Here is a 21,219-nt window from a genome sequence, read left to right on the forward strand (position 1 = left end):
CTGGGACTAGTTGGGCGTCGGCGACTTGAGCTCGTCAGCCAATTGGCGGCGCAGCACCTTGCCGGTCGGCGTGGTGGGCAGTTCGTGGCGGAACACCACCCGGTCGGGCGTACGTGAACCGCGCAGCTGGGTGCGCACGTGCGCACGCAGGTCTTCCGGGTCCGGGGTGATATGCGCGACGGGCACGACGACGGCGACCATGATCTGGCCCCATTCATCGTCCTCCACGCCGACGACGGCAACGTCGCGGACGTGCGGGTGTTCGACGAGCACGTCCTCGACCTCGGCCGGGGCGATGTTCTCGCCGCCACGGATGATCGTGTCATCGGAACGTCCACCGATGAACAGATACCCGTCGGCATCCAGGTAGGCGACATCCTTGGTCGGGAACCAGCCTTCGGGGTCGAGCACCGAGCCGATCTCGGCATAGCGGCCCGAGACCTGGTCACCGCGGACAAACAGCTCGCCGACCTCCTCGGGGCCCAGCACCGTGCCGTCGTCGGCGCGGATCTGGACCTCGATGCCCGGCACGGGCTGGCCGACCGAGCCGAGCCGCCTGCGGGCGGACTCGTCGGCGGCCTGATGCGCCTCCCGATGGTCGTCCGGAGTGAGAACCGCGATGGTGGAACTGGTTTCGGTCAGGCCATAGGCATTGACAAAACCGACCTCGGGCAGCAAGCCGAGTGCCTTACGGACCAGGGGCAGCGCGACTTTGGAGCCGCCGTAGGCCAGGGTGCGCAGGGCGGGCAGCGGGGTCGGGGTGGTCTCCAGTTCGGTGATGATGCGGTCGAGCATGGTGGGCACCACGGTCGCGCTGGTGACGGCCTCGGCCGATGCCAGCCGGATCCATGCCTGCGGATCGAACTTGCGCAGGTACACCATCTTTCGGCCGGCGTACAGATTCGACAGCGCCGCGCCCACACCGGCGATGTGGTAGGGCGGCACGCAGATCAAGGCCGCATCCCCCGGCTCGGCGGAGGCGAACTCCACCGTGCCGGTCACATAGCTGGTGAGGTTGTTGTGGGTCAGTTCAACGGCTTTGGGCCGCGATGTGGTACCCGAGGTGAACAGCACCACCGCCACGTCGTCGGGGTCGGGGAATTCGGCGGCCGGCTCAGCGGTCGCGGCGGCGGCCAGGAACTCCTGCGATTCCAGGCGCGCCGTGCCCAAACCCGCTACCACGTACGCATATTCGGCGTCGAAAACGATGAGCGGCTCGGGCAGCCGCTCGATCAATTCGGCCAGCGCCTCACCGGAAAGCCGGTAGTTCAGCGGGGTGAAGGCGCGAGCGGCGCGGGCGGAGGCGAAGATCAGCAGCGGCAGCATGGCACCGCCGAGGCCGACGTAGACGACACTGCCGGCACCGGAGGCGGCGATGACGCCCGCCCCACCATCAGCCAAGCTGTTGAGCTCGCCCACTGTCAGCCGATGGTCGTCGGTGACCACCCCGACCCGTTCGGAGTCGGAGGCCGCCATCTCCAACAACAGTGCCACGCTCATCGATCGACCTCTCCTGCCGCTGCGCGCCTAGACCGGATTGAACTCCGAGATCAGCCAATGACCGTCGATGTTGGTCAGCTTCACCACGACGCTGCTGGTAGCCAGCGCGGGGTCCGGCCGATCCTTGCTGGTCGTCACCTGATTGACGAAGACCAGCACCACCGCGCTATCGGCGTGCAGTTCTGAGACCGCCGCACGGGCGACGGTTGCCTCGGTCTTGACGCCCTTCTGCTTGGCTGCCGGAGCCACGATCTGGTCGGTGAATTGGCTGTAATACTTGAGAAACTCGCCAGTGAGGTGGGACTTGGCGTTGGCCAGGTCCTTGTCCAGAGTCTCCGGTGCGTAGGACAACAGCGCTACCGTGCCGTCGCGCGCGGCGCCGGCGACCAGCTTCTGCCGTTCCTGGATCTGTTTGTCGACGTCCAAGGAGAAGAACGAGAGGCCGAAGGCCTTCTGATCCGGACGGTACATCCAGAAGTAGACGGAGGCGGCGCCTGCCGCCGACCCCACCAGTAGCACCGCGAGCACGATGGCCGCGACCAAGCGCCCCACGCTGCGCTTCTCCCGGACTGATACGTCGCTGTCGTCAGCGGTCTCGTCGGCTGCTGCCTGAGTGGCGTCGGCTTCCGCGGGGTCGATTTCAGTCGCGGCGCTCTCGGTGATCTCGACCTCGGTTGCGTCGGCGTCTTTGTTTTCATTGCTCATGGCACGAACTCCACATTCGACATCTTGTATTTGTCCCCGTCGCGCGCCACTGTGACGCTCATTCGCCAGGCGCGCGGATCCTGGTGTGCCCCACTAGAATTAGTCACCGTCGAGGAAGCGGCCAACAACACCAACCCGCCATCAGCCGTCTCATTCTCCAAGGCGGCCGACTTGATCGAACCCACCGTCACTGCCTTCGCATTCTGTGCGGTCTGCACGAAATCCTCGGCGCCCCGGGAGAAATCAGCCTTGAAGGTCCCCGTCGACAAATCGATCACATGCTGGACATCGTCCTTGGCCCGGTTGTAGTCGATCGACAACAGCGCCGTCACGCCCGTGCGCGCGGCATCGATGAGCTCGTTCTGGTGCGCCTGGTGTGCGGCGACCTTCTGGTGCGCGACGAGCATCAGCCCCGTCGCCGCCAGCGATCCGATCGCCACGATCACCACCGCGATCACCGCGACCGTCACCGCACCGATCCGCGCCCACCAGCTGCGGGGGTCCAGCTCGACGGCCTCGTCCTCGTCCTCGTCCTCGAGCTCGCAGTCCTCGATATCTTCGGCTGGCTCGAGCGTCTCGGTAGCCGGTGCCGAACCACGCAGCCTCGCCGCCGTGGCCCTGGCACGGGCCGCTTCAGCCTCCGCTTCGGCCTCGGCCGCCTCCGCCTCGGCGAGCTCGGCCAGCACCTCTGCGTCTACGTCAGCAGCCATGGAACTCATACATGTCGTTCGCGTTCGGCACGCGGCCCGCGACAACGTCTAGGCGTCGCATGTCGAACTCCTCTCTGGTCCAAACATCCCGCCAGCGTACGGGCGGGGAGTGAGCTGTCCGTCACATGCACGGCCGGGGCGCAAAATCTGATGAGAATGACATTATCACCGAGCGATAAGTCGCCCGATCTGTCTCGGGCTGAACCCGCCGGCATTACGCCATCATGGTGCGGAAATGATATTTCCGTTGTTTCAGCGCAACTGGCCCTTCATCACCTTGCCGGTCGCGTTGAGCGGCAGCGCGTCGACGAAAACTACGACCCTGGGCGCCTTGAATCCGGCCATCCGGTCCTTGCTCCAGCTGATCAGGTCCGCTTCCGACACAGTCTCATCCCGCTTGAGCACGACGAAGGCCTTGCCCACCTGACCGAGCCGTTCGTCGGGCACCCCGATAACCGCCGCCTGCGCGACGGCGGGATGCTCCATCAGGAAGCCCTCGATCTCGGCGGGATAGGCGTTGAACCCGCCGACGATGAACATGTCCTTCTTGCGGCCGACGATCTTCAGTCGCCCGGACTCGGTGAAGGTGCCCAAGTCGCCGGTGTGCAGCCAGCCGTCGGCATCAATCGCCTCGGCGGTGCCAGCCGGATCGTCGAAGTAGCCCTGCATCACGCTGTAACCGCGCACCAATACCTCGGCGTCATCGGCGATGCTCACCTCGACTCCGTCGCACGGCAAGCCGGCCGTGGTGGCGACATCTTCGAACGAATCCCCGGGCCGCGACAGCGTGGCCGTGCCCGCCTCGGTCAGGCCGTAGCCGGTGGCCAGCGTCTGGAACGGCAGTTCTTCGTGTACACGTCGCACGAGTTCGACCGGGATGTCGGCAGCGCCGGTCACCCCGGCGCGCAGTGTGGCCAGCTTGCTCTTGTCCGGCACCCCCAGCAGTGAGTGGTACAGGGTCGGCGGGCCCGGCAGCATGGTGATCTTCTCGGCGGCGATCAGCTCGACGACGCGGTCGACATCGAAGACAGGTACCGGCAGCATCGTGGCACCGCGGATGAACGAGGCGAGGCAACCGGCCTTGTAGCCGAAAGTGTGGAAGAAAGGGTTCACGACCAGGTAGCGGTCACCGCGGCGCAGGTCCGCAAGATCGCACCACTCGGCATACATCCGCAGGTTCTGCAGATGGTTCATCATCACGCCCTTGGGCCGGCCGGTGGTACCGGACGTGTAGATGATGTCGGCCGTATCGGTTCCGCTGATCGCTCGTTCGAACGGGTGCCCCGCCTCGAGGAAACCGGACTTCAGATCGATCGCGGGAACCCCGGGCGGGGTGACGAAATCCTGGCCCAGGAAACCCTTCTCGATCAGCACCGCCTTGGCTCCGCTGCGGGTGATGATATCGGCGGCCTCGGCTTGCTTGTAACGCGTGCTGACCGGTACCACGATGCCGCCGGCGGTGAGCACACCGAACGCCGCCACCATCCAGTGCGCGGAGTTGGGTGCCCAGATCGCGACCCGATCGCCGTTGGCGACGCCCAGGTCGGCAAATGCGCCTGCCGCACAGCGCACTCGCCGCGCGACCTCGGCGAATGTGAGACGCAGCGGACCGTCGACGACTGCTTCTGAGTCGCCGAACCGGTCCGCCGCGCTCAAGACCATCTCAGGGATGGTCTGCCAGTTTTGGGGGTGGGTCACACCGTGACGAGGCGAGACAGGTTGCCGCCCATAATCTTTGCCTGATCGTCCACCGAAAGATGTTCCAGCGCCGTCACATAGTGGGTTGGCTCGGCCAGACCCTCCGGGTGCGGCCAGTCCGAACCGTAGAGCACGTTGTCCACACCGATAAGGTTGACCAACTGGTCGATGCCCTCTTCGTAGAACGGGCTGACGTAGATGCGGTTCTTGATCTCTTCGATCGGGTTGCCCAGGAAGGCTTCCGGCGCTTTCTTCCACACCTCGGCCATGGAGTCCAGCAGCGGGAACATCCACTTCGAACCGGCTTCGACGATGCCGACCTTCAGCTTGGGGTGACGGAACAGTGCACCGTGGATGACCCAGGACGCCACCGCATCCTGGATGGGGCGCCACTCGTTGAGGATGCCCATCGCGTTCGTCTGGAACGGCAGCATCTCGGTCACCGAACCGTCCCACTCCGAGGTGTAGCGGGAGTAGCCGCTGTCCGAGGAGTGCATGCCGACGAAGACATCATGGTGCACGACGCGCTCCCAGAACGGGTCGAACTCCGGCAGCGCGAACGAGCGTGGACCGCGGAACCCGGGCACCGGGGCGGGCCGGATCAGAATCGCGCGGGCACCGCGCTTGACGCACCACTCGAGTTCCTCGATCGCCTTCTCGACGATCGGCAGCGTGATGACCGGCGTGGTGAAGATCCGGTTCTGGTAGTTGAAGCCCCACACCTCATCGAGCCATTGGTTGAGCGCATGGATGACGACGTGGATGGCGATCGGATCGTCAGCGAGACGCTCCTCGATCAGGCTGGCCAGCGTCGGGAACATTAGCGAACGGTCGATGCCGAGCTCGTTCATCACCTCGAGGCGCGGTCCGGGCTCGAAGAACGCCGGGATGGCCCGCATCGGCTCGCCGAACAGCTCACGCTTGCTCTTGCCCTCGGGGTTGCCGAACTTGAAGTATTCCTCCCACGCGCCAGGCTTGGCGACCACCGAGAAGGTGGGGTTGGGGATGTAGTTGCTGATCTGGCCCCGCAGCGCAATCTTGGTGCGGCCGTTGATCTCAACGTACTGGACGAGGTCTTTGTACTCCTTGGGGAGGTACTTGGTCATCGCCTCCGGCGGTTCGTAGAGGTGATTGTCCGCGTCGAACAGTGGAAATGGGATATCCACCCGGTGCGACAGCTGGCCCATGAAATCCTCCTAAGTTTCTCGTGAGAACGATATTCTCATTATGGACTAACCACAATACCCAGCGCCGATGACCCCCTCCTGTTCCAGCGCGGTGATCTCGTCGGCGGACAAACCGAGTTCGGTCAGGATCTCGCGGTTGTGCTGGCCGAGCAACGGAGCCGGTGCGGCGTGCACGGGTTTGGGCCCACGCGAGAGCTGGAACGGCATCGTGGTGAACCGGACCGGCGCGTTGACCGGGTGGTCGAGAACTTCGAAGAACCCCCGGGCGGTGAGCTGTTCGAGCTCGGGCTGCCGGTGCGGCTGCATGACCTTGGCCACCGGGACGCCGGCCGGCCACAGCGTCGCGACGATCTTGTCGCCGCTGCGTTCTCGGCACCAGCCGCTGAGGTGCTCATCGACGAAGTCTGCTTGTATCCGCCGCCCGCCGGCCGTGGCCAGCTCGGGATCGACCGCCCAATCCGGGTTGCCCAGCGCGCCACGGAGGGCCTGCCACTGCGCGTCGGTGGCGACAGCGATCGCGACCCAGGAGTCGGCACGGCCGAATTCGTCGATCTCTGCTGTGCGGTAGAGATTCTGCGGTGATGCGGCCGGTCCCCGGTTGCCGGCGCGCTGCAAGACCGCGCCGTAGGCGCTGTATTCGACGATCTGCTCGGCGGCGATATTGAGCGCGGCGTCCACCATCGCCGCTTCGATCAGCGCACCCTCCCCGGTGCGCCTGCGGTGTTCAAGCGCCAGCAGCACCGCGTTGAGCGCATGCAAGCCCGCATTCGGATCACCAAGGGAGTACGGCTCGTAGGGATTGCGGTCCGGGTAGCCGGTCAGCCAACTGATACCGGCGGCCGCCTCGATGACGTAGGCGAACGCGGGATTGTCCCGCCACGGACCGTCGAGCCCGAACCCCGGCATCCGGGCCATCACGATATCGGGCCGGATCTGTTGCACGGCAGAATAATCCAGGCCAAGATGATCGAGCACCCGCGGCGTGTAATTCTCGGCGACCACATCAGCAGTAGCGATCAGCCGGTGCAGGAGTTCTCGACCCCGCTGCGTGCCCAGGTCGAGCGTCATGTCTTTTTTGCTGGTATTCAGCGCGGCGAAGATCGGCTGCTTCTCCCACCACTGCTCTTCGGTCATCGGTACGCCGGCGATCATCCTGGTGCCGTCGGGCCGGCGGGCCGACTCGACGTGAATCACCTCAGCTCCCAACAGCGCCATCAGATGAGTGCACAACGGTCCGGCCCAGAACGTGGTGAGGTCCACGACTCGAATTCCACTCAGCGGCAATCGATCCTGAATCAAACCGGCGTGGCGCCGGTTACCCGGTGCGTTCCGGTATCGATCGGTGTGTTCACCGAGTCGCGGCGCCGGCGACGCCGGGCGCAGCTCGACGCCGGCGATCCGATAGGGATGATCCGGCTGGCGGAAACCGGCCGGGTTGCTGACGAACGACCCACGGGCAGCGAAATGTTCCAGCGACTCGACGGTGTCCGGGCTGGCCACCGGGGCGTTGGGGATCCGGAACGCCGTCGCGAGATCACGCACCTCGTCACCCGTACGCTCAGCCATCCAGGCGTACAGCTCCGCCGATTTCTCTCCTGCCTGCTCGGTGATCGTCAGCGGTGCGTCCTCGTCGATCCAGTCCTCATGCCCGGTCATCGCGCACAGGTCGAACCACTGCTGAGCGGTGCCGCAACCGACGTCGACCAGGCCGTCCTTGGTCTTCGCGATGCCCGGCACGGTCAGCTTGCGGCTGTCCCGCCACGGCCGGCCCAGCATCTCGAAATAGGTCACCGGGTAATAGGTCAGGCCCATCACGTGGCTTTCCAGCATCGACAGATCGATCAGCTCACCGGCACCGCCGCCGAGAACCCGCATCCGCGATGCCAGGATCGCCGCACTGGCGTAGGAACCCGACAGGTAGTCCCCGACCCGCCCGCCGACGTACACCGGCGCGCGGTCCGGCGCGCCGCGGCCCAGCCCGACAATCCCGCCGGACCAAGCCTGGAGAGTGAATTCCGTTGCGGGGAGCTCACTCCAGGGTCCGTGCAGGCCGAACGGTGTGATTGCGGCGACGATCAGGTGCGGGTGTGCGGCATGCAGCGCGTCCGCAGCCAGCCTCGGCTCGTCGGCGAGCGGCGAACCGGGTGACCACACCACCGCGTCGGCGCAGGCCAGCAGGTCATCGATGAGGGCTGCGTCGTCGGCCGCGGCCGGATCGGCCAGCACGCTGTGCTTACCGCCGGCCAGAAAGGTGAACAGCGCGCCGTCCTCCCCCGGGCCGATCGGCGCACCCGAGGCAGACCATCGACGCAGCGGATCCCCTTGAGGGGCTTCAACTTTGATGACCGAGGCGCCGCCGTCGGACAGCAGCTTGGTGCAGTAACCGCCGGCGATGCCGGTCGACATGTCGACGACGACGAAGCCGGCCAGTGGCATGTCGGCCATGGCGCTACTTCTTCTTAGTCGGGCCGCTGAGGTACTCCGGCCGGTTGAAAATGATCGTGGCGATCTTGGTCTTTGGGTTCTTCTCGCAGCCGATGACCTCCTCGGCCGCCGGGCGTTCGGCCTTAGGCATCGTGCGTACCGACGCCCGCCGCGGCGCTCCACGCCGGACTAGACGTCAGTACCTCGTACCCGTCGGCGGTGATCAACACAGCATCCCGCGTGATCACTGACCCAACCGATGCCTCCCAGACGTGGGCGGTGACGGCGAGCACCATTCCTGCCTCCAGGAGTTCGGCGTCGGCAGTGGCTCGCAGCTGAGGTGAGACGACCGGGGGGTCGAAGCCCAAGCCGAGGCCGTGCGCCACCGGCATGACCGGTAGCTGCTCGCCAGCCTGGACGTAGGCGTCCAATAGCGCGCTCGTGGGCATACCTGGCCGACAAGCCGCTAGCAGTCTGTCCCACAGCGCATCTCGACGCCGATAGAGCCCGCGCATGGCCTCGGTCGGCTCGCCGACCGAGAACGTGCGGGCCATCTGGGCGACATATCCGTCGGCCAGCACTCCTGCCGACAACACCACCAGGTCACCTTCACAGATCACACCACCGCCCTCGGAGCGGCCCCACGGATGCTCCCGCGACGTCGCCCAGGCGGCCTCCTGCGTTGCCGGAGTACTCACCCCACCAGCGGCCTCCGCCTCCAACACCGCAGCGGTGATGGCTTTCGCAGTAGCCTCCGGAGCGAGCGCTGCCACACCCGCGGCCAGGCCCTCCTCGGCGATCGCCAGCGCGTGGCGCAACGCCTTCACTTCCTCCGGAGTCTTGATCCGGCGGGCGGCCTGCATGGCCTGCTCGGCATCCACCAACTCCGCATTCGGGAACGCCATCGGCAACAGTGTGGCGAAAGTCGGTGTCAGTGCATCGGCGCCGACTCGCCGAGCGGTATCGGCACCCTCGATGTTCTTCAGTATCTCAATCAATGTCAGGGGGTTCCACGCGAACCCATACAGGTTCTCGTGCGGGATCTCTTCGGGAACGCCCTCATCCCACGTGCTGTTGAGATGGATCTCGCCGGTAGCCCGCACGAACTCGCAGATGGGCCCGAATGGACGAGTGCCCACTACCCACAGCTGCGGGGCACCGGAAATGTAGCGGACATTGGCCTGACGGCCGAGCACCAGCACATCAAGGTCGTGGGCCTCCATCTGGGCCAGGGCCCGTTCACGACGGCTGAACCGCAGAGCCCGGGCGTCGGCCTCGATCTCAGTTCCCATTGGACACCTCATACGGATGGTATGGATAGGCGGTCAGTGGCATCCAGCCGTCATCGGTGACCACCACGATCTCCTCGCCGCGATAGCCGCCGGTGCCGTCCTGCCACACCACCGGCTCCAATACCAACAACATGCCGGACGGAAAGACGAAGTTGTCGTCCCATTCCTGGCCGAGATCTGTTCCTATCATCGGCATTTCGGCTGCACTTGTTCCGATCCCATGGCCCAGGTAGAAATGCGGCAGCCACGGCTTCTCCCCGCCGGTGGCGGCGATCGCCGCCCGTCCGAGATCTCCGCAAGTAGCGCCGGCTTTGGTCACCGACAGCACCCCGTCGACCACCCGGCTCCATTTCTCAAACTGAAGCTGCTGCGCCCGTGTCGGTTCCTGACCCACGATCCAGGTGCGCCCGTGGTCGGAGCAGTAGCCGTGGTAGGAGATGGACACGTCGGTCCACAACACGTCACCTTGTGCAAGCTCGCGCTCGGTGGTCAACAGCGGCAGGGCGAGATCGCCTGTCGTGGTCCAGGTTCCCTGGGCCGACTTGGACGCGGGCATGACCTGCCAGATCGAGTCGAACATGTTCGTGGTCGCGCCGAGTTCGAAGGTGCGACGCACGAATTCGGCAGACAGGTCAATCTGGCGAGCACCGGGCGCCAGCGACTTCTGAATCTCGGCGATGGCCAGTTCTGTGATCTGGCAGGCTCGCCGGATGCACGCTATCTGGTCGATGGTCTTGACCAGTTTCGCCGCACCGACCGTCGGCGCGGCGTCGACCGGCGGGCTGGGGAACAGCGCACTACCAGCTCGTCGCATCGCCCCGGTCAACTCATCGGTCCCCACCGTCGCACCCGGCGGGACAAGTCCGGCCAGGATCGTCGCGAATTCCGCTACGCCTTCGTCGAATTCCAGATACACCGGTCCATGCAGGTGATCGGCGGGTAGCTCGGTCTCCTCGGCGGCACCCTCACGAAAAGGCAAGTACAGGTGCGGGTGCTCGTCGTCGGCCAGGATCACCGCCACCGGCCGCTCGACATGTGACAACCCGGCGTCCGCCAGCGGCCAGCTGATACCGCTGGCGTACATGACGTTGCTGTTGCCCAGCAGCACCAGTGCGTCGACTCCCTGATCGCCCATCGCGGCCCGCAGGCGCGCGCCGACTTCGCTGCGCAACCGGGCGAAGTCAGGCTCCTGCGGGATGTCCAGCCATGTGTAACCGGTCCGGGCGATCTGGGTGACGCCGAAATGGGTGGACGTGGTCACTGCACACCCAGGAAATTCTTGATGTTGGAGCTGCAGATCTTCGCCGCATTCTCCGGGCCGACAGCCTCGACCACGGTGGCCAGTGACTTCTCTGAGTAACCAAAGGTCGACTCGTTGTGTGGGTAGTCAGACGACCACATCACGTTGTTGACACCGATCTTGTCAAGGAGTTCCAGTCCCAGCGGGTCCACCATGAACGACGCGGACATGTGGTTATCCCAGTAGTACTGCGGATCGTGGGCCAGTTCGTGGTTGAACATGTGGCGGTAGGACGCCAACAGATGCTGCGCGTCCTGCAATGCGGTTGGCACCCAAGCAATTCCGCCCTCAAACCAGCCGACACGCAGTGTCGGGTGCCGGTCGAGAATCCCGGAGAACACATACTTGGCAAACTGTTCGCGGAACGAGTCGACATTGACCATCATCCCGACGACCACACTGTTGTTCTCGCACGGCGTCTTCGGCGGCGTCTCACCGATGTGGTGGGTGACGGGCACGCCGGAGTCTTCGATCTCGTCCCAGACCGCATCCATCGATGCGGCGCCGTAGTCGTAGATATTGCCGTCGTCATCCTTGCCGGGGTTGAGCGGCAGCAGGAAGGTCTTGAGCCCGAGCGCCTTCAGCTCTTCGAGATTCTGGCGAGCGCCCTTGGGGTCCCACCAATTGATCAAGCCAACACCGTAGAAGTGGCCCTTGGACTGCTCCTGCAGCTCGGCCATCACCTCGTTGTAGATTCGGAACACGCGCTCCCGCAACGACTTATCCGGATAGTGGAACAGGGCGAGGACGGCGTTGGGGAATGCCAGCTCCTTGTCAATACCGTCCTCGGCCAGCTCACGGACGCGCGCAGCCATGTCGTTGGTCGACGCCCCCGCCAGGTCGTCGTACTGCATCAGCACACGACCGAAATCACCGCCCGTCCATGCCTTGCCCTTCATGCCGACCATGTAGGCGCCGTCCTCGTACCAGATCCGCGGCGCCTGTCCCTTCAGGTCTTCGGGGAACTTCTCGTAGAAGATGTCCTGGGCCACCGAGATATGGTTGTCGGCCGAGAAAACCTCAGTGCCGAAAGGCAATCCGAAGTCCCCCGTGGCGTGACCCTGGCGGTCCTTGGGTGCACCGAAACCTTCCGGTGGGTAGAGCGTGGCAGTCAACGTCGACATCGTGGACACTCCAATCGATAAGGGCTGAGCGGGCTTGTCACCAGGTGACGGGAAGCTCGTAGACGCCGTAGGCGAGGCGGTCGTGCTGGAAGGGCACCTCGCCGAAGGGGATCGCCAACTTCATCTTGGGCATCCGGCGCAGGACGGTGGGAAACACGATCTGCATTTCGGCGCGGGCCAGCTGCTGGCCGACACACTGGTGCCGGCCGTAGCCGAAACCCAACTGCTGGCTGGCATCTCGAGTCAGGTCGAGCTTCCCGGGATCGACATAGGTTGCGGGATCCCAGTTTGCCGGCGCCAGATCGAGGATGACCCCATCACCGGCCTTGATGGTTTCGCCGCCGATCTCGATGTCGTCGAGAGCAACTCGGCGCTGGCCGGTCTGAATGATCGACAGGAAGCGCATCAGCTCTTCGACCGCGTTGGCAATGAACTTCGGGTCATCGGAATCACGCAGCAACGCAGCCTGTTCGGGGTTCTCCAGCAGTGCGACCAGACCGATGCCGATCATGTTGGCAGTGGTCTCGTGGCCGGCGATCAGCAGGCCGGTGCCCAGCTGTGCCGCTTCCTTGACGCTGATCTCACCGGCGGTGACCCGCCCGGCGAGGTCGGACACCGCATCCTCGGACGGATCTCTCTGTTTCTTCTCCACCAGATCGATCAGGTATTTGTGCAAGCTCATCGCACCCTTGTGCATGGCGTCGGCGGCTGCGTTGCGAGCCATCCCCGCATTCGCGTGTTCCTGGAAGAACTCGTGGTCGGAGTAGGGCACGCCGAGCATGTCGCTGATCACCCGCGTCGGCACCGGCAGGGCGAGCTTCTTGATCATGTCGGCGGGCGCGGGGCCGGCCAGGATCTCGTCGATGCACTCGTCGGTGACGTCCTGAATCACCGCGCGCAGCGTTTCCACCCGGCGAAAGGTGAACGGCTTGGACAGCATGCGCCGGAATCGGGTGTGCTCCTCGGCATCGGAGGTGAACACCGACCGGGGCCGCTTGTTCACGGTGGCTTCCATGTGCGCATTCCAGTGTGGGAAGCCGGAAATACGGTCGTCGACGCTGATGCGCGGGTCAGCGAACAGGGCGCGAGCCGCCTCATAGCCGGTCACCACCCACGGGGCGCTGCCGTCCCAGATCCGCACCCGCGACAGCGGCGCGGTCTCGTTCAGCTCGAGCAGCTGGGGAGGTGGGGCGAACGGGCATCGCGCCGCACGCGCCATCGGGTACTCCGGGACCGCGGCGGCTGCCTCGGTCGAGTCAGTTGCCAATGTGTCCGACATGCGTCACTCCTCGACGTAGATCGCCTGCGCGGGACAGGCCGCGGCGGCCCGTCGCGCATTGTCTTCTTCTTCGGCCGGCGGTTCGGTGGTGAGTTGGACGACGACGCCGTCCTCGTCGCGCTGATCGAATACCTCAGATGCGGTGAGCACGCACTGACCCGAGGAAACGCACTTGTCCTGGTCGACGGTGACCTTCATCGTGTTCTAACCCTGTCGTGTCACTGGGGCCAGCCACAGCCCGACGATCGCGTCGACAAGCCCGGAAGCCGCTGTGCGCCAATTAGTTAACGGTAACGAAGCCCCCTCGGCGAGGGCGCGCTCGTACTCCGCGCAGGTGTGCATCAGCAGGTTGCGCGCCATGATGTTGCGCTCCACCCGGACGTGCCCCGGCAGGTCCGGCAGGCAGCGATTGATGCCCTCGAGCACGGTGACCAGGTTCGGCAGCGCGAGCGCGTCACGGGTGACGGTCTGCTGGTAGGCCGGATCTGCCATCACCTGGGCGGCGAACCGTGCGTACCAAGTGGGGTTGCCCATCGCGGTCAAGTGATCGGTGAGCGGCAAGACCAGGCACTCGGCCCAGTCCCGCAGCTGGACATTCGTACCGGCCAGCGCCGCAACCCGGGCTGCACGCAGCTTCTCCACCGGGATCGCGTGCTTATGTTCGATCGCACGGACCAGATCGGTCTTGGTACCGAAGTGGTAGCCGACAGCAGCGTTGTTGCCCTGCCCGGCGGCCTCGCTGACCTGCCGATTCGATACCGCGAAGACGCCGTGCTCGGCGAACAGGCGCTCGGCGGCAGTCAGGATCGCCTGACGGGTCAGGCTGGCCCGATCCGTGCGGGCACCTTTCGTCGCTGTCGTCATCGCTGGTCAGTCAACTCCGATGCCGTTATTAAGTCAAGCGATTGATTTAAGAGCCTTGCGGCTTCAGCTTCGGCACCGGCTTGCCCGCCGCGGTCCCACCGTCGACTGGCAGAACCGTGCCGGTGACATAGGGCGAGCGGTCGCCGGCGAAGAACAGAATCGCCTCGGCGACGTCAGCGGCAGTCCCCTCCCGCTCCAGCGGCCGGTCGGCCCGCATAGTCGCCCGGATACCCGCCTCGAACTTCGCGACCTGCTCGGCGTCCATGCCGTGGGCCGACTTCGACACGATGGCCGTCCGGATATGGCCGGGCGCAACACAGTTGACCCGGACCTCGTAGTTGGCCAGTTCGATCGCCGCGCATTTGGTGAAGTGGATGACCGCGGCCTTGGACGCACGATAGGTCATCACCCCGCCGCCGGCCTGGATTCCGCCGATGGATGTCAGGTTGATGATCGAGCCGCCGCCGGAGGTCTTCATGTGCCTGGCGGCATCACGCGTGCCGGCCATGACAGCTTTCAGATTGACAGCCAGGATCTTCTCGAAGTCCTCGAGCCCGTCTTCGAGGAAACTCCGATACATCTTCCCCGACACTCCCGCGTTGTTGACCATCACATCGATACGGCCGAACTCCTCCACCGCGGTATCGATGAGCCGGGTGACCTGGTCGGTGAGCGCAACGTCGGTGGGCAGGAACAATGCCTGCGAATGGCTGTTTGCCAGCGCTTGGCCCTGTTCGGCGTCGATATCGCCGAATACGACCGTCGCACCCTCGGCGAGAAACCGCTCGGCAATGCCGGCCCCGAGTCCCGACGCGCCGCCGGTGACGACCGCGACCTTGCCTGCCAATTCGTTGCTCATGACGGCCCAATCCCTCTCGTATGCACGCCAATCCGGCGGCGTAGGCAGTCAACTCGCTGCATCCGACCGAAGTCAAGCGGTTGATTTAAATGGGCGCGCCACAGCGGATTGGACGCACACTGGAGTCCCCACCCGTCGATCCTGGAGGGCATCACGATCGCCGACGTCACCTTGCGTCAACTGCGGTACTTCGCCGCCCTCGGCACCGAACTGAACTATCGGCGCGCGGCCGACAAGCTGTTCATCACCCAGCCCGCGCTGTCGACGGCGATCAAACAGCTAGAGCACCAGTTCGGTGTCGTCCTATTCATCCGCAACACCCGCGAGGTCGCGCTGACCGACCTGGGGGCCGCCTGGCTCCCCCAGGTACAGCAGGCACTGGCCGGCATCGACGCCGTCGTCGGCAATCTCGTCACGATGTCGGGAACACAGCAGGGCGTCCTGCGTCTGGGTTACCTGATCGGCACCGGAGCCGACCTGCTGTTCCGAATCGTCCGGCATTTCGAGACGGCTCATCCCGGAGTGGTCGTCGAACCCAGCGAGTACGACTTCGCCGATCCCACCGCGGGTCTCGGTGACGGCAGTATGGAGGTCGCGCTGATCCGGCCGCCGGTGGATCTGCCGGAGCACCGGATGATGGTGCTCGACGCCGAGAGCTGGGTGGCCTGCCTGCCCCGGGATCACCAGCTGGCCACCCGCACCGAGGTCGACATCACCGAGCTGCTCGACGAGCCGATCGTGTGCGCTCCGATGACCGCAGGCGGCTGGCGAGACTACTGGCTGGCGATGGATGTGCGCGGCAACCGCCCGCCGACGATCGCGGGGATCGCCGCCACCTACGAGGCCGAGACCACCATGGTCGCCCGCGGCCTCGGCATCAGTTTCACGACGTCGTCGGTGGCGCATTTCTACGACCGGCCCGGCATTGTTTACGTGCCGATCACAGGCCGCCCGCCCAGTTACACCGCACTCGCATGGCACCCCGCGCGGCTGTCTCCGCAGGCAGAAGCCCTGGTTTCGCATGTCCAGAAGCATTGGAACTCCGACGATGAGCGTGACTGATAATCCACGGTTATCAGTCCATTGAAATGTGGAACTTCCGAAACCGTTCACGGCGCGTTTTCCTGACTTCAGATGTTCCATGAGCCGTCCTGACCTGGAGTGACCATGACCGATGCGCTGACACCCGCCACTCATTCACCGATACCGCCGCCAGCCCGTCCGGGGGAAGGCGAGGACGCCCGGCTCGCCGAGTTCGGCTACCAGCAGCGGCTGGACCGGTCGGTCGGCTCGGTGGCGTCGTTCGCCATCGGGTTCGCCACCATCAGCGCCACCACCGCCGTATTCACCGGCTTCGGTGCCTGTTACTTCACCGCGGGTGGGCCATTCGTCTGGACGCTGCTGCTGGCCGGTGTGGTGTTCTCGCTGTGGGCGTTCATCGCCGCGGACCTGACCGCGAAGATCCCGCTGGCCGGCTACGCCTACCAGTGGACCAGCCGGATCAACGGGCCCAGCCTGGGCTGGTTCACCGGGTTCGTGGCGCTGCTCGGCTGGATCAGTGGCATGACCGGGGTGGGCTTCATCCTGTCGGGCTACCTCGGCGGCCTGTTCGGCTGGAACATGACGCAGAGCGAACAGATCCTGGTCGCCATCGCCGTGGTGTTCCTCTGCGTGCTCATCAACATCTACGGCGTGCGGTTCGCGACGATGGTCAACAACATCGGCGTCAGCCTGGAACTGATCATCACCGTCGGTGCCACGCTGCTGGTCGCCGTCATCGCGTTCTCGGCACCCGACCACCATCAGCCGATCTCCGTGCTATTCACCGGCGGACAGTCCGGTGACAAGGACTCCTACGTGGTGGCCTGGCTGGCCGCGGCCCTCGGCCCGTTCTTCGGTCTGATCGGCGTGGAGTCGGGCGCCGACGTTGCCGAAGAGACCAAGAACGCCCGCCACGTCGTGCCGCGCACGATGTTCTACGCCTTGATCACCTCGATCGTGATCGAACTGCTGATGTACGTCGTCTACGTGCTGGCGATCCGTGACGAAGCCGCCGTGGAGGCCAACTCGGCAGCACCGATCGAGGAGATCATCAACCAGCAGGGCGGCCCCGTCGTCACCAAAATCGTTGTCGCGGTGGCATTGACGAACATCCTGGCCTGCCTGCTGTCCAACATCCTGGTAGCCACCCGGCTGACCTATTCGATGGCGCGCGACAACATGCTGCCGGCCTCACACCTGTGGCGGCACGTCTCAGTCAAGAGCAAGACCCCCACCTATGCGGTGCTCGGCCTCGGTTGTCTGTCGACAGTGCTGCTGATCTCCGCGCTGGTGAACGAGAGGGCGTTCAACTACATCCTCGGCATCGCCTCCCTGCTGTTCTTCTCGGTCTACATCCTGCAGACCATCGGACTGCTGATCGGGGTGCGCAAAGGCACCATTCCACAAGGTGAACCGGGCACGTTCGACCTGGGCCGGTTCCGCGTTCCGCTCTATGTCACGGCACTCGTGGTCTTCCTCAGCGTGGCGGTGGCGCTGATTTTCCTGCCACAGTTCGCCGGCAACGGCTGGGTATTCCTCGGGATCGTCGTGGTCGGGACCCTCTGGTGGGGTACGGCCCTACGCGGCCGCCTCAATCGTGGCGAGGCGGGATCAGACTTCGCCCGCACCCATCTGTCCAACGACTAGCTTTGACGAAAAGGACTCATAACCATGACAATTCATACCGATTTCGCCAGCAGTAACCTCGTCAGCGTCGAGCCGGGGGCGATCCGCGAGGACACCCCGCCGGGGTCGGTCATCCAGTACAGCGACTACGAACTGGACCATTCCAGCGAGTTCGCCGGCGGCGCCGCCTGGATCGAAGGCGAGTATGTGCCCGCCTCGGAGGCCAAGATCTCGATCTTCGACACCGGATTCGGGCACTCCGACCTGACCTACACCGTGGCCCACGTATGGCACGGCAACATCTTCCGGCTCGGCGACCACCTGGACCGGCTGCTCGACGGCTCCCGCAAGCTGCGCCTGGACGCCGGAATGACCAAAAAGGAGCTGGCCGACATCACCAAGCGATGCGTCGCGCTGTCGGGCCTGCGCGAGTCCTTCGTCAACCTGACCGTCACTCGCGGCTACGGAAAACGCAAGGGCGAGAAGGACTTGTCCAAGCTCAACCACCAGGTCTACATCTACGCCATCCCCTACCTCTGGGCGTTTCCGCCCGAGGAGCAGATCTTCGGCACCACCGCGGTCGTGCCGCGTCACGTCCGGCGCGCCGGGCGCAACACTGTCGACCCGACGATCAAGAACTACCAGTGGGGTGATCTGACCGCCGCCAGCTTCGAGGCCAAGGACCGCGGTGCCCGCACCGCCATCCTGCTCGACGCCGACAACTGTGTGGCCGAGGGACCCGGATTCAACGTGGTCATCGTCAAGGACGGCAAGCTGTTCTCGCCGTCGCGCAACGCGCTGCCCGGTATTACCCGCAAGACGGTGTTCGAGATCGCCGACGCGATGGGCATTGAGGCCACGTTGTGCGATGTGACCAGCCGCGATCTCTACGACGCCGACGAGCTCATGGCCGTGACGACCGCCGGCGGGGTGACACCGATCATCTCGCTGGACGGCGAGCAGATCAGCGACGGCAGGCCGGGACCGCTGACGGTGGCGATCCGGGATCGCTTCTGGGCGTTGATGGACGAGCCGTCGCCGCTCATCGAAGCCATCGACTACTGAGATGGCGGCCGTCGAGGCCGTCGTCGATCTGGGTGCGATCGCCTACAACGTGCAGGTGGTGGGCGATCGGGCCCGCGCGGGTGTGATGGCCGTAGTCAAGGCCGATGGGTACGGGCACGGCGCCACCCAGGTCGCGCGGGCCGCTCTGAGCGCGGGTGCCGCCGAGCTGGGGGTGGCCACGGTCGACGAGGCGATGGCATTGCGCCGCGACGGGATCACCGCGCCCATTGCCACTTGGTTACACACGTGCACAACCGATTTCGCGGCTGCGGTGGCCTCGGGGATCGAAGTCGTAGTGTCGTCGGTTCGCCAGTTGTCCGACGTCGCTGCGGCGGCCGAAGCCACCGGCACGATCGCGACGGTCGGCGTGAAAGTCGACACCGGCCTCGGACGCGGTGGGGCCGCACTGCCGGATTGGCCCGATCTATGCGAAGCCGTGGCCAAGTACGCGGCATCCGGCGCGGTCGTGATGCGCACTGCGATGACGCACTTGGCACGGGGCGATGAGCCGCAGCACCCACTCAACGACCGGCAGGCCGCCGGATTGGATGCCTGCGTGGCCTACCTACGTCGAGCAGGGGCACCCGCACAGGTTATCCATATGTCGAATTCGGCTGCCGCCCTGACCCGCCCAGACCTCTCCCGCGATCTGGTGCGCGCAGGCATCGCCGTCTACGGCCGAACGCCCATCCCGGCGATGGGCGACTTCGGACTCGAGCCGGCTCTGACGCTGACGGCCGAGATCGCAGTGGTGAAACGGATTTCGGCTGGGCAGGGAGTGTCGTACAACCACACGTGGGTCGCGCCGCGAGACACCACCATCGCAGTGATCGCCTGTGGCTACGCCGACGGGATTCCGCGGGTGCTGTCCAACGGGTTGACCATCACGATCGGCGGGCGCTCGTTTCCCAACGTGGGCCGGATCTGTATGGACCAGTTCGTCGTCGACCTCGGGCCTGACGAAACAAGGGTGACCGAGGGCGACCGGGCGGTGTTGTTCGGCACCGGCGCCGGCGGTGAACCGACAGCAGCCGACTGGGCGCGAGCCGCCGGCACGATCGACTACGAGATCCTGTCGGGCATCCGCGGGCGGACCGTGCGACGCTACGTGTCCTGACCCAGCGTCAGCCGGCTGGCTTCCCGGTAACGCTCCACGACCGACGGAGTCGGCTCGGATTCGTACACGGTGGCCTCGCCCGTCGACCAGATCGGGGGCGTCGCGCCGCCGGACAACACCCAGGCGGCCTGCCGCGCCGCACCGAGCGCGACGTATTCGCCCGGTTGCGGCACCACGACGGGGACACCGAGCACCGTTGGTGCGATCCGGCGCACCGCCTCTGAGCGCGCGCCACCGCCGACGATCATCACCGTCGCGGTGTCGATACCCTGGTCGGCGATCTTGTCCAGGCAGAACCGCATGGAGGCCAGCAGGCCCTCGACGGCAGCGCGGGCAACGTTGGCCGGCAACAGGTTACGGTCGGTCGCACCGTGTAGCGCGCCGGACGCCGCAGGCAGGTTCGGCGATCGCTCACCGCCGAAATAGGGCACCCAGACCAGGCCCTCGGCGCCGGCAGGGGCACTGAGTGCCAGCGCGGAGAACTCCTCGAGACCGACACCGAGCATCGCGGCGACAGCGGCCAGCACCGGGGCGCCGTTGAGTGTGCACACCAGTGGCAGGTATCGGCCGGTCGCGTCGGCGAATCCGGCGACCAGGCCGTCGGCGTCGTTGGGCACGACATCGCCGACCGCGCTGACCACCCCGGAGGTGCCCAGCGAGATCACGCAGTCGCCGACACCGGCCCCCAATCCCAGAGCAGCGGCGGCGTTGTCACCCGCACCAGGCCCCAGCAGGGCCCCGGAGGTCATGTGAGCGGCGGCTTCGTGCGGCCCCAGTACCCGTGGCAGCGCCGGACGGCGGCCGCGCATCGCGGCGCTCAGGACGTCGTCGCGGTAGCCGCCCGCCGGAACGGCGAAATAGCCCGTGCCGCTGGCGTCGCTCCGGTCGGTACACAGGTCGGCGATATCGGCGCTCCCGCTCAACCGCCAGGTCAGCCAGTCGTGCGGGAGGCAGACCGCGGCGGTCGCGTCCGCGTTTCGGGGCTCCTCGTCGGCCAGCCAGCGAATCTTGGCGACGGTGACCGACGCGACCGGCACGACACCGATCTGCGAGGCCCACCACGCCGCGCCGCCGAACTCCGCGACCAGGTCGGCGGCCGCGCCGCCGGAGCGGGTGTCGTTCCACAGCAGCGCGGGCCGGACCACCGTCCCCTCGTCGTCGAGGCAGACCATGCCGTGTTGTTGACCACCGACCGCGACCGCGGCCACATCGTCGAGGCCGCCGGCCCGAACGATGCTGTCGCCCAGGGCGTTCCACCAATGCTCGGGATCGACCTCGGTACCCGGCGGATGGGTGGTCGACGCCGAGCGAACCACCGCCCCGGTCTCGCTGTCGCAAATCACGACCTTGCACGACTGGGTGGACGAATCGACACCGGCAACCAACGTCATGACCGGACCCTCACCCGCAGTATTCCGATGCCGCCAC

At 65.6% G+C, this 21,219-nt stretch carries 18 protein-coding genes and 1 pseudogene; 4 read left to right on the forward strand and 15 right to left on the reverse strand.

The annotated features are described in order from the left end of the window. Window positions 1-6 precede the first annotated feature (6 nt). The 14 genes and pseudogenes from G6N13_RS23545 to G6N13_RS23610 form a co-directional block, all read right to left on the reverse strand. Window positions 7-1,500 (reverse strand): class I adenylate-forming enzyme family protein, encoded by a 1,494-nt coding sequence (locus G6N13_RS23545; RefSeq protein WP_163701214.1) that lies wholly within the window; start codon window positions 1,498-1,500, stop codon window positions 7-9. A gap of 27 nt (window positions 1,501-1,527) precedes the next feature. Next, window positions 1,528-2,205 carry an Rv1363c family protein gene (locus G6N13_RS23550; RefSeq protein WP_163701217.1) on the reverse strand — a complete coding sequence of 226 codons (678 nt, stop codon included), beginning with the start codon at window positions 2,203-2,205 and terminating at the stop codon, window positions 1,528-1,530. Next, the gene (locus G6N13_RS23555; protein ID WP_163701220.1) at window positions 2,202-2,915 is read right to left on the reverse strand and encodes an Rv1363c family protein; all 714 of its coding nucleotides are present in this window, start codon (window positions 2,913-2,915) and stop codon (window positions 2,202-2,204) included. The genes G6N13_RS23550 and G6N13_RS23555 overlap by 4 nt, the downstream gene beginning before the upstream one ends. Before the next feature lie 252 nt (window positions 2,916-3,167). Continuing rightward, the gene (locus tag G6N13_RS23560; RefSeq protein ID WP_235678120.1) at window positions 3,168-4,577 is read right to left on the reverse strand and encodes a FadD3 family acyl-CoA ligase; all 1,410 of its coding nucleotides are present in this window, start codon (window positions 4,575-4,577) and stop codon (window positions 3,168-3,170) included. A 32-nt stretch (window positions 4,578-4,609) separates the two neighbouring features. Next, window positions 4,610-5,800 (reverse strand): amidohydrolase family protein, encoded by a 1,191-nt coding sequence (locus G6N13_RS23565; protein WP_163701225.1) that lies wholly within the window; start codon window positions 5,798-5,800, stop codon window positions 4,610-4,612. Window positions 5,801-5,845: 45 nt separating this feature from the next. Further along, window positions 5,846-8,245: a CaiB/BaiF CoA-transferase family protein gene (locus G6N13_RS23570; protein WP_163701228.1), complete on the reverse strand. Its 2,400-nt coding sequence runs from the start codon at window positions 8,243-8,245 to the stop codon at window positions 5,846-5,848. Window positions 8,246-8,261: 16 nt separating this feature from the next. Continuing rightward, window positions 8,262-8,375, reverse strand: a pseudogene (locus G6N13_RS23575) (enoyl-CoA hydratase/isomerase family protein); the annotation flags it as partial. After that, on the reverse strand, window positions 8,368-9,516 hold the full coding sequence (locus tag G6N13_RS23580) for a M24 family metallopeptidase (protein ID WP_163701231.1): 1,149 nt from the start codon (window positions 9,514-9,516) through the stop codon (window positions 8,368-8,370). The gene G6N13_RS23580 and the pseudogene G6N13_RS23575, both read right to left, overlap by 8 nt. Then, window positions 9,506-10,777 carry a M24 family metallopeptidase gene (locus G6N13_RS23585; RefSeq protein WP_163701234.1) on the reverse strand — a complete coding sequence of 424 codons (1,272 nt, stop codon included), beginning with the start codon at window positions 10,775-10,777 and terminating at the stop codon, window positions 9,506-9,508. Before G6N13_RS23585 ends, G6N13_RS23580 begins: the two co-directional genes overlap by 11 nt. Further along, a complete protein-coding gene (locus tag G6N13_RS23590; protein ID WP_163701236.1) occupies window positions 10,774-11,940 on the reverse strand; it encodes an amidohydrolase family protein in 1,167 nt (388 codons plus the stop codon). The genes G6N13_RS23585 and G6N13_RS23590 overlap by 4 nt, the downstream gene beginning before the upstream one ends. 37 nt (window positions 11,941-11,977) lie before the next feature. Then, entirely contained in the window at window positions 11,978-13,219 is a 1,242-nt protein-coding gene (locus G6N13_RS23595; RefSeq protein ID WP_163701240.1) for a cytochrome P450, read from the reverse strand. Window positions 13,220-13,222: 3 nt separating this feature from the next. Next, complete coding sequence (locus G6N13_RS23600) at window positions 13,223-13,417, reverse strand: ferredoxin (protein ID WP_163701244.1); 195 nt, start codon at window positions 13,415-13,417, stop codon at window positions 13,223-13,225. Window positions 13,418-13,423: 6 nt separating this feature from the next. Beyond that, entirely contained in the window at window positions 13,424-14,083 is a 660-nt protein-coding gene (locus G6N13_RS23605) for a TetR/AcrR family transcriptional regulator (protein ID WP_163701247.1), read from the reverse strand. 46 nt (window positions 14,084-14,129) lie between these two features. Next, complete coding sequence (locus G6N13_RS23610) at window positions 14,130-14,942, reverse strand: SDR family NAD(P)-dependent oxidoreductase (RefSeq protein ID WP_163701250.1); 813 nt, start codon at window positions 14,940-14,942, stop codon at window positions 14,130-14,132. Window positions 14,943-15,050: 108 nt separating this feature from the next. On the opposite strand from G6N13_RS23610, the gene G6N13_RS23615 reads away from it, so the two are divergent. The 4 genes from G6N13_RS23615 (at window position 15,051) to alr (ending at window position 19,791) form a co-directional block, all read left to right on the forward strand. Continuing rightward, window positions 15,051-16,004: a LysR family transcriptional regulator gene (locus G6N13_RS23615; protein WP_235677874.1), complete on the forward strand. Its 954-nt coding sequence runs from the start codon at window positions 15,051-15,053 to the stop codon at window positions 16,002-16,004. Window positions 16,005-16,109: 105 nt separating this feature from the next. Next, window positions 16,110-17,630 (forward strand): APC family permease, encoded by a 1,521-nt coding sequence (locus G6N13_RS23620; RefSeq protein ID WP_163701253.1) that lies wholly within the window; start codon window positions 16,110-16,112, stop codon window positions 17,628-17,630. Window positions 17,631-17,654: 24 nt separating this feature from the next. Continuing rightward, entirely contained in the window at window positions 17,655-18,674 is a 1,020-nt protein-coding gene (locus tag G6N13_RS23625) for an aminotransferase class IV (RefSeq protein WP_163701256.1), read from the forward strand. A gap of 1 nt (window position 18,675) precedes the next feature. Next, window positions 18,676-19,791: an alanine racemase gene (gene alr / locus G6N13_RS23630; RefSeq protein ID WP_163701259.1), complete on the forward strand. Its 1,116-nt coding sequence runs from the start codon at window positions 18,676-18,678 to the stop codon at window positions 19,789-19,791. Here the strand turns inward: alr and G6N13_RS23635 are convergent. Further along, window positions 19,779-21,182: a xylulokinase gene (locus tag G6N13_RS23635; protein WP_163701262.1), complete on the reverse strand. Its 1,404-nt coding sequence runs from the start codon at window positions 21,180-21,182 to the stop codon at window positions 19,779-19,781. The two genes, alr and G6N13_RS23635, sit on opposite strands and share 13 nt — an antisense overlap. Between the last annotated feature and the right edge of the window lie 37 nt (window positions 21,183-21,219).

Origin of the sequence: Mycolicibacterium sarraceniae (assembly GCF_010731875.1) — a bacterium.
Lineage (GTDB): Bacteria > Actinomycetota > Actinomycetes > Mycobacteriales > Mycobacteriaceae > Mycobacterium > Mycobacterium sarraceniae.

Coding starts and splice junctions, on each gene's coding strand:
- G6N13_RS23545 (WP_163701214.1), bottom strand. CDS start 1,500: ATGAGCGTGGCACTGTTGTTGGAGATGGCGGCCTCCGACTCCGAACGG.
- G6N13_RS23550 (WP_163701217.1), bottom strand. CDS start 2,205: ATGAGCAATGAAAACAAAGACGCCGACGCAACCGAGGTCGAGATCACC.
- G6N13_RS23555 (WP_163701220.1), bottom strand. CDS start 2,915: ATGGCTGCTGACGTAGACGCAGAGGTGCTGGCCGAGCTCGCCGAGGCG.
- G6N13_RS23560 (WP_235678120.1), bottom strand. CDS start 4,577: ATGGTCTTGAGCGCGGCGGACCGGTTCGGCGACTCAGAAGCAGTCGTC.
- G6N13_RS23565 (WP_163701225.1), bottom strand. CDS start 5,800: ATGGGCCAGCTGTCGCACCGGGTGGATATCCCATTTCCACTGTTCGAC.
- G6N13_RS23570 (WP_163701228.1), bottom strand. CDS start 8,245: ATGGCCGACATGCCACTGGCCGGCTTCGTCGTCGTCGACATGTCGACC.
- G6N13_RS23580 (WP_163701231.1), bottom strand. CDS start 9,516: ATGGGAACTGAGATCGAGGCCGACGCCCGGGCTCTGCGGTTCAGCCGT.
- G6N13_RS23590 (WP_163701236.1), bottom strand. CDS start 11,940: ATGTCGACGTTGACTGCCACGCTCTACCCACCGGAAGGTTTCGGTGCA.
- G6N13_RS23595 (WP_163701240.1), bottom strand. CDS start 13,219: ATGTCGGACACATTGGCAACTGACTCGACCGAGGCAGCCGCCGCGGTC.
- G6N13_RS23600 (WP_163701244.1), bottom strand. CDS start 13,417: ATGAAGGTCACCGTCGACCAGGACAAGTGCGTTTCCTCGGGTCAGTGC.
- G6N13_RS23605 (WP_163701247.1), bottom strand. CDS start 14,083: ATGACGACAGCGACGAAAGGTGCCCGCACGGATCGGGCCAGCCTGACC.
- G6N13_RS23610 (WP_163701250.1), bottom strand. CDS start 14,942: ATGAGCAACGAATTGGCAGGCAAGGTCGCGGTCGTCACCGGCGGCGCG.
- G6N13_RS23620 (WP_163701253.1), top strand. CDS start 16,110: ATGACCGATGCGCTGACACCCGCCACTCATTCACCGATACCGCCGCCA.
- G6N13_RS23625 (WP_163701256.1), top strand. CDS start 17,655: ATGACAATTCATACCGATTTCGCCAGCAGTAACCTCGTCAGCGTCGAG.
- alr (WP_163701259.1), top strand. CDS start 18,676: ATGGCGGCCGTCGAGGCCGTCGTCGATCTGGGTGCGATCGCCTACAAC.
- G6N13_RS23635 (WP_163701262.1), bottom strand. CDS start 21,182: ATGACGTTGGTTGCCGGTGTCGATTCGTCCACCCAGTCGTGCAAGGTC.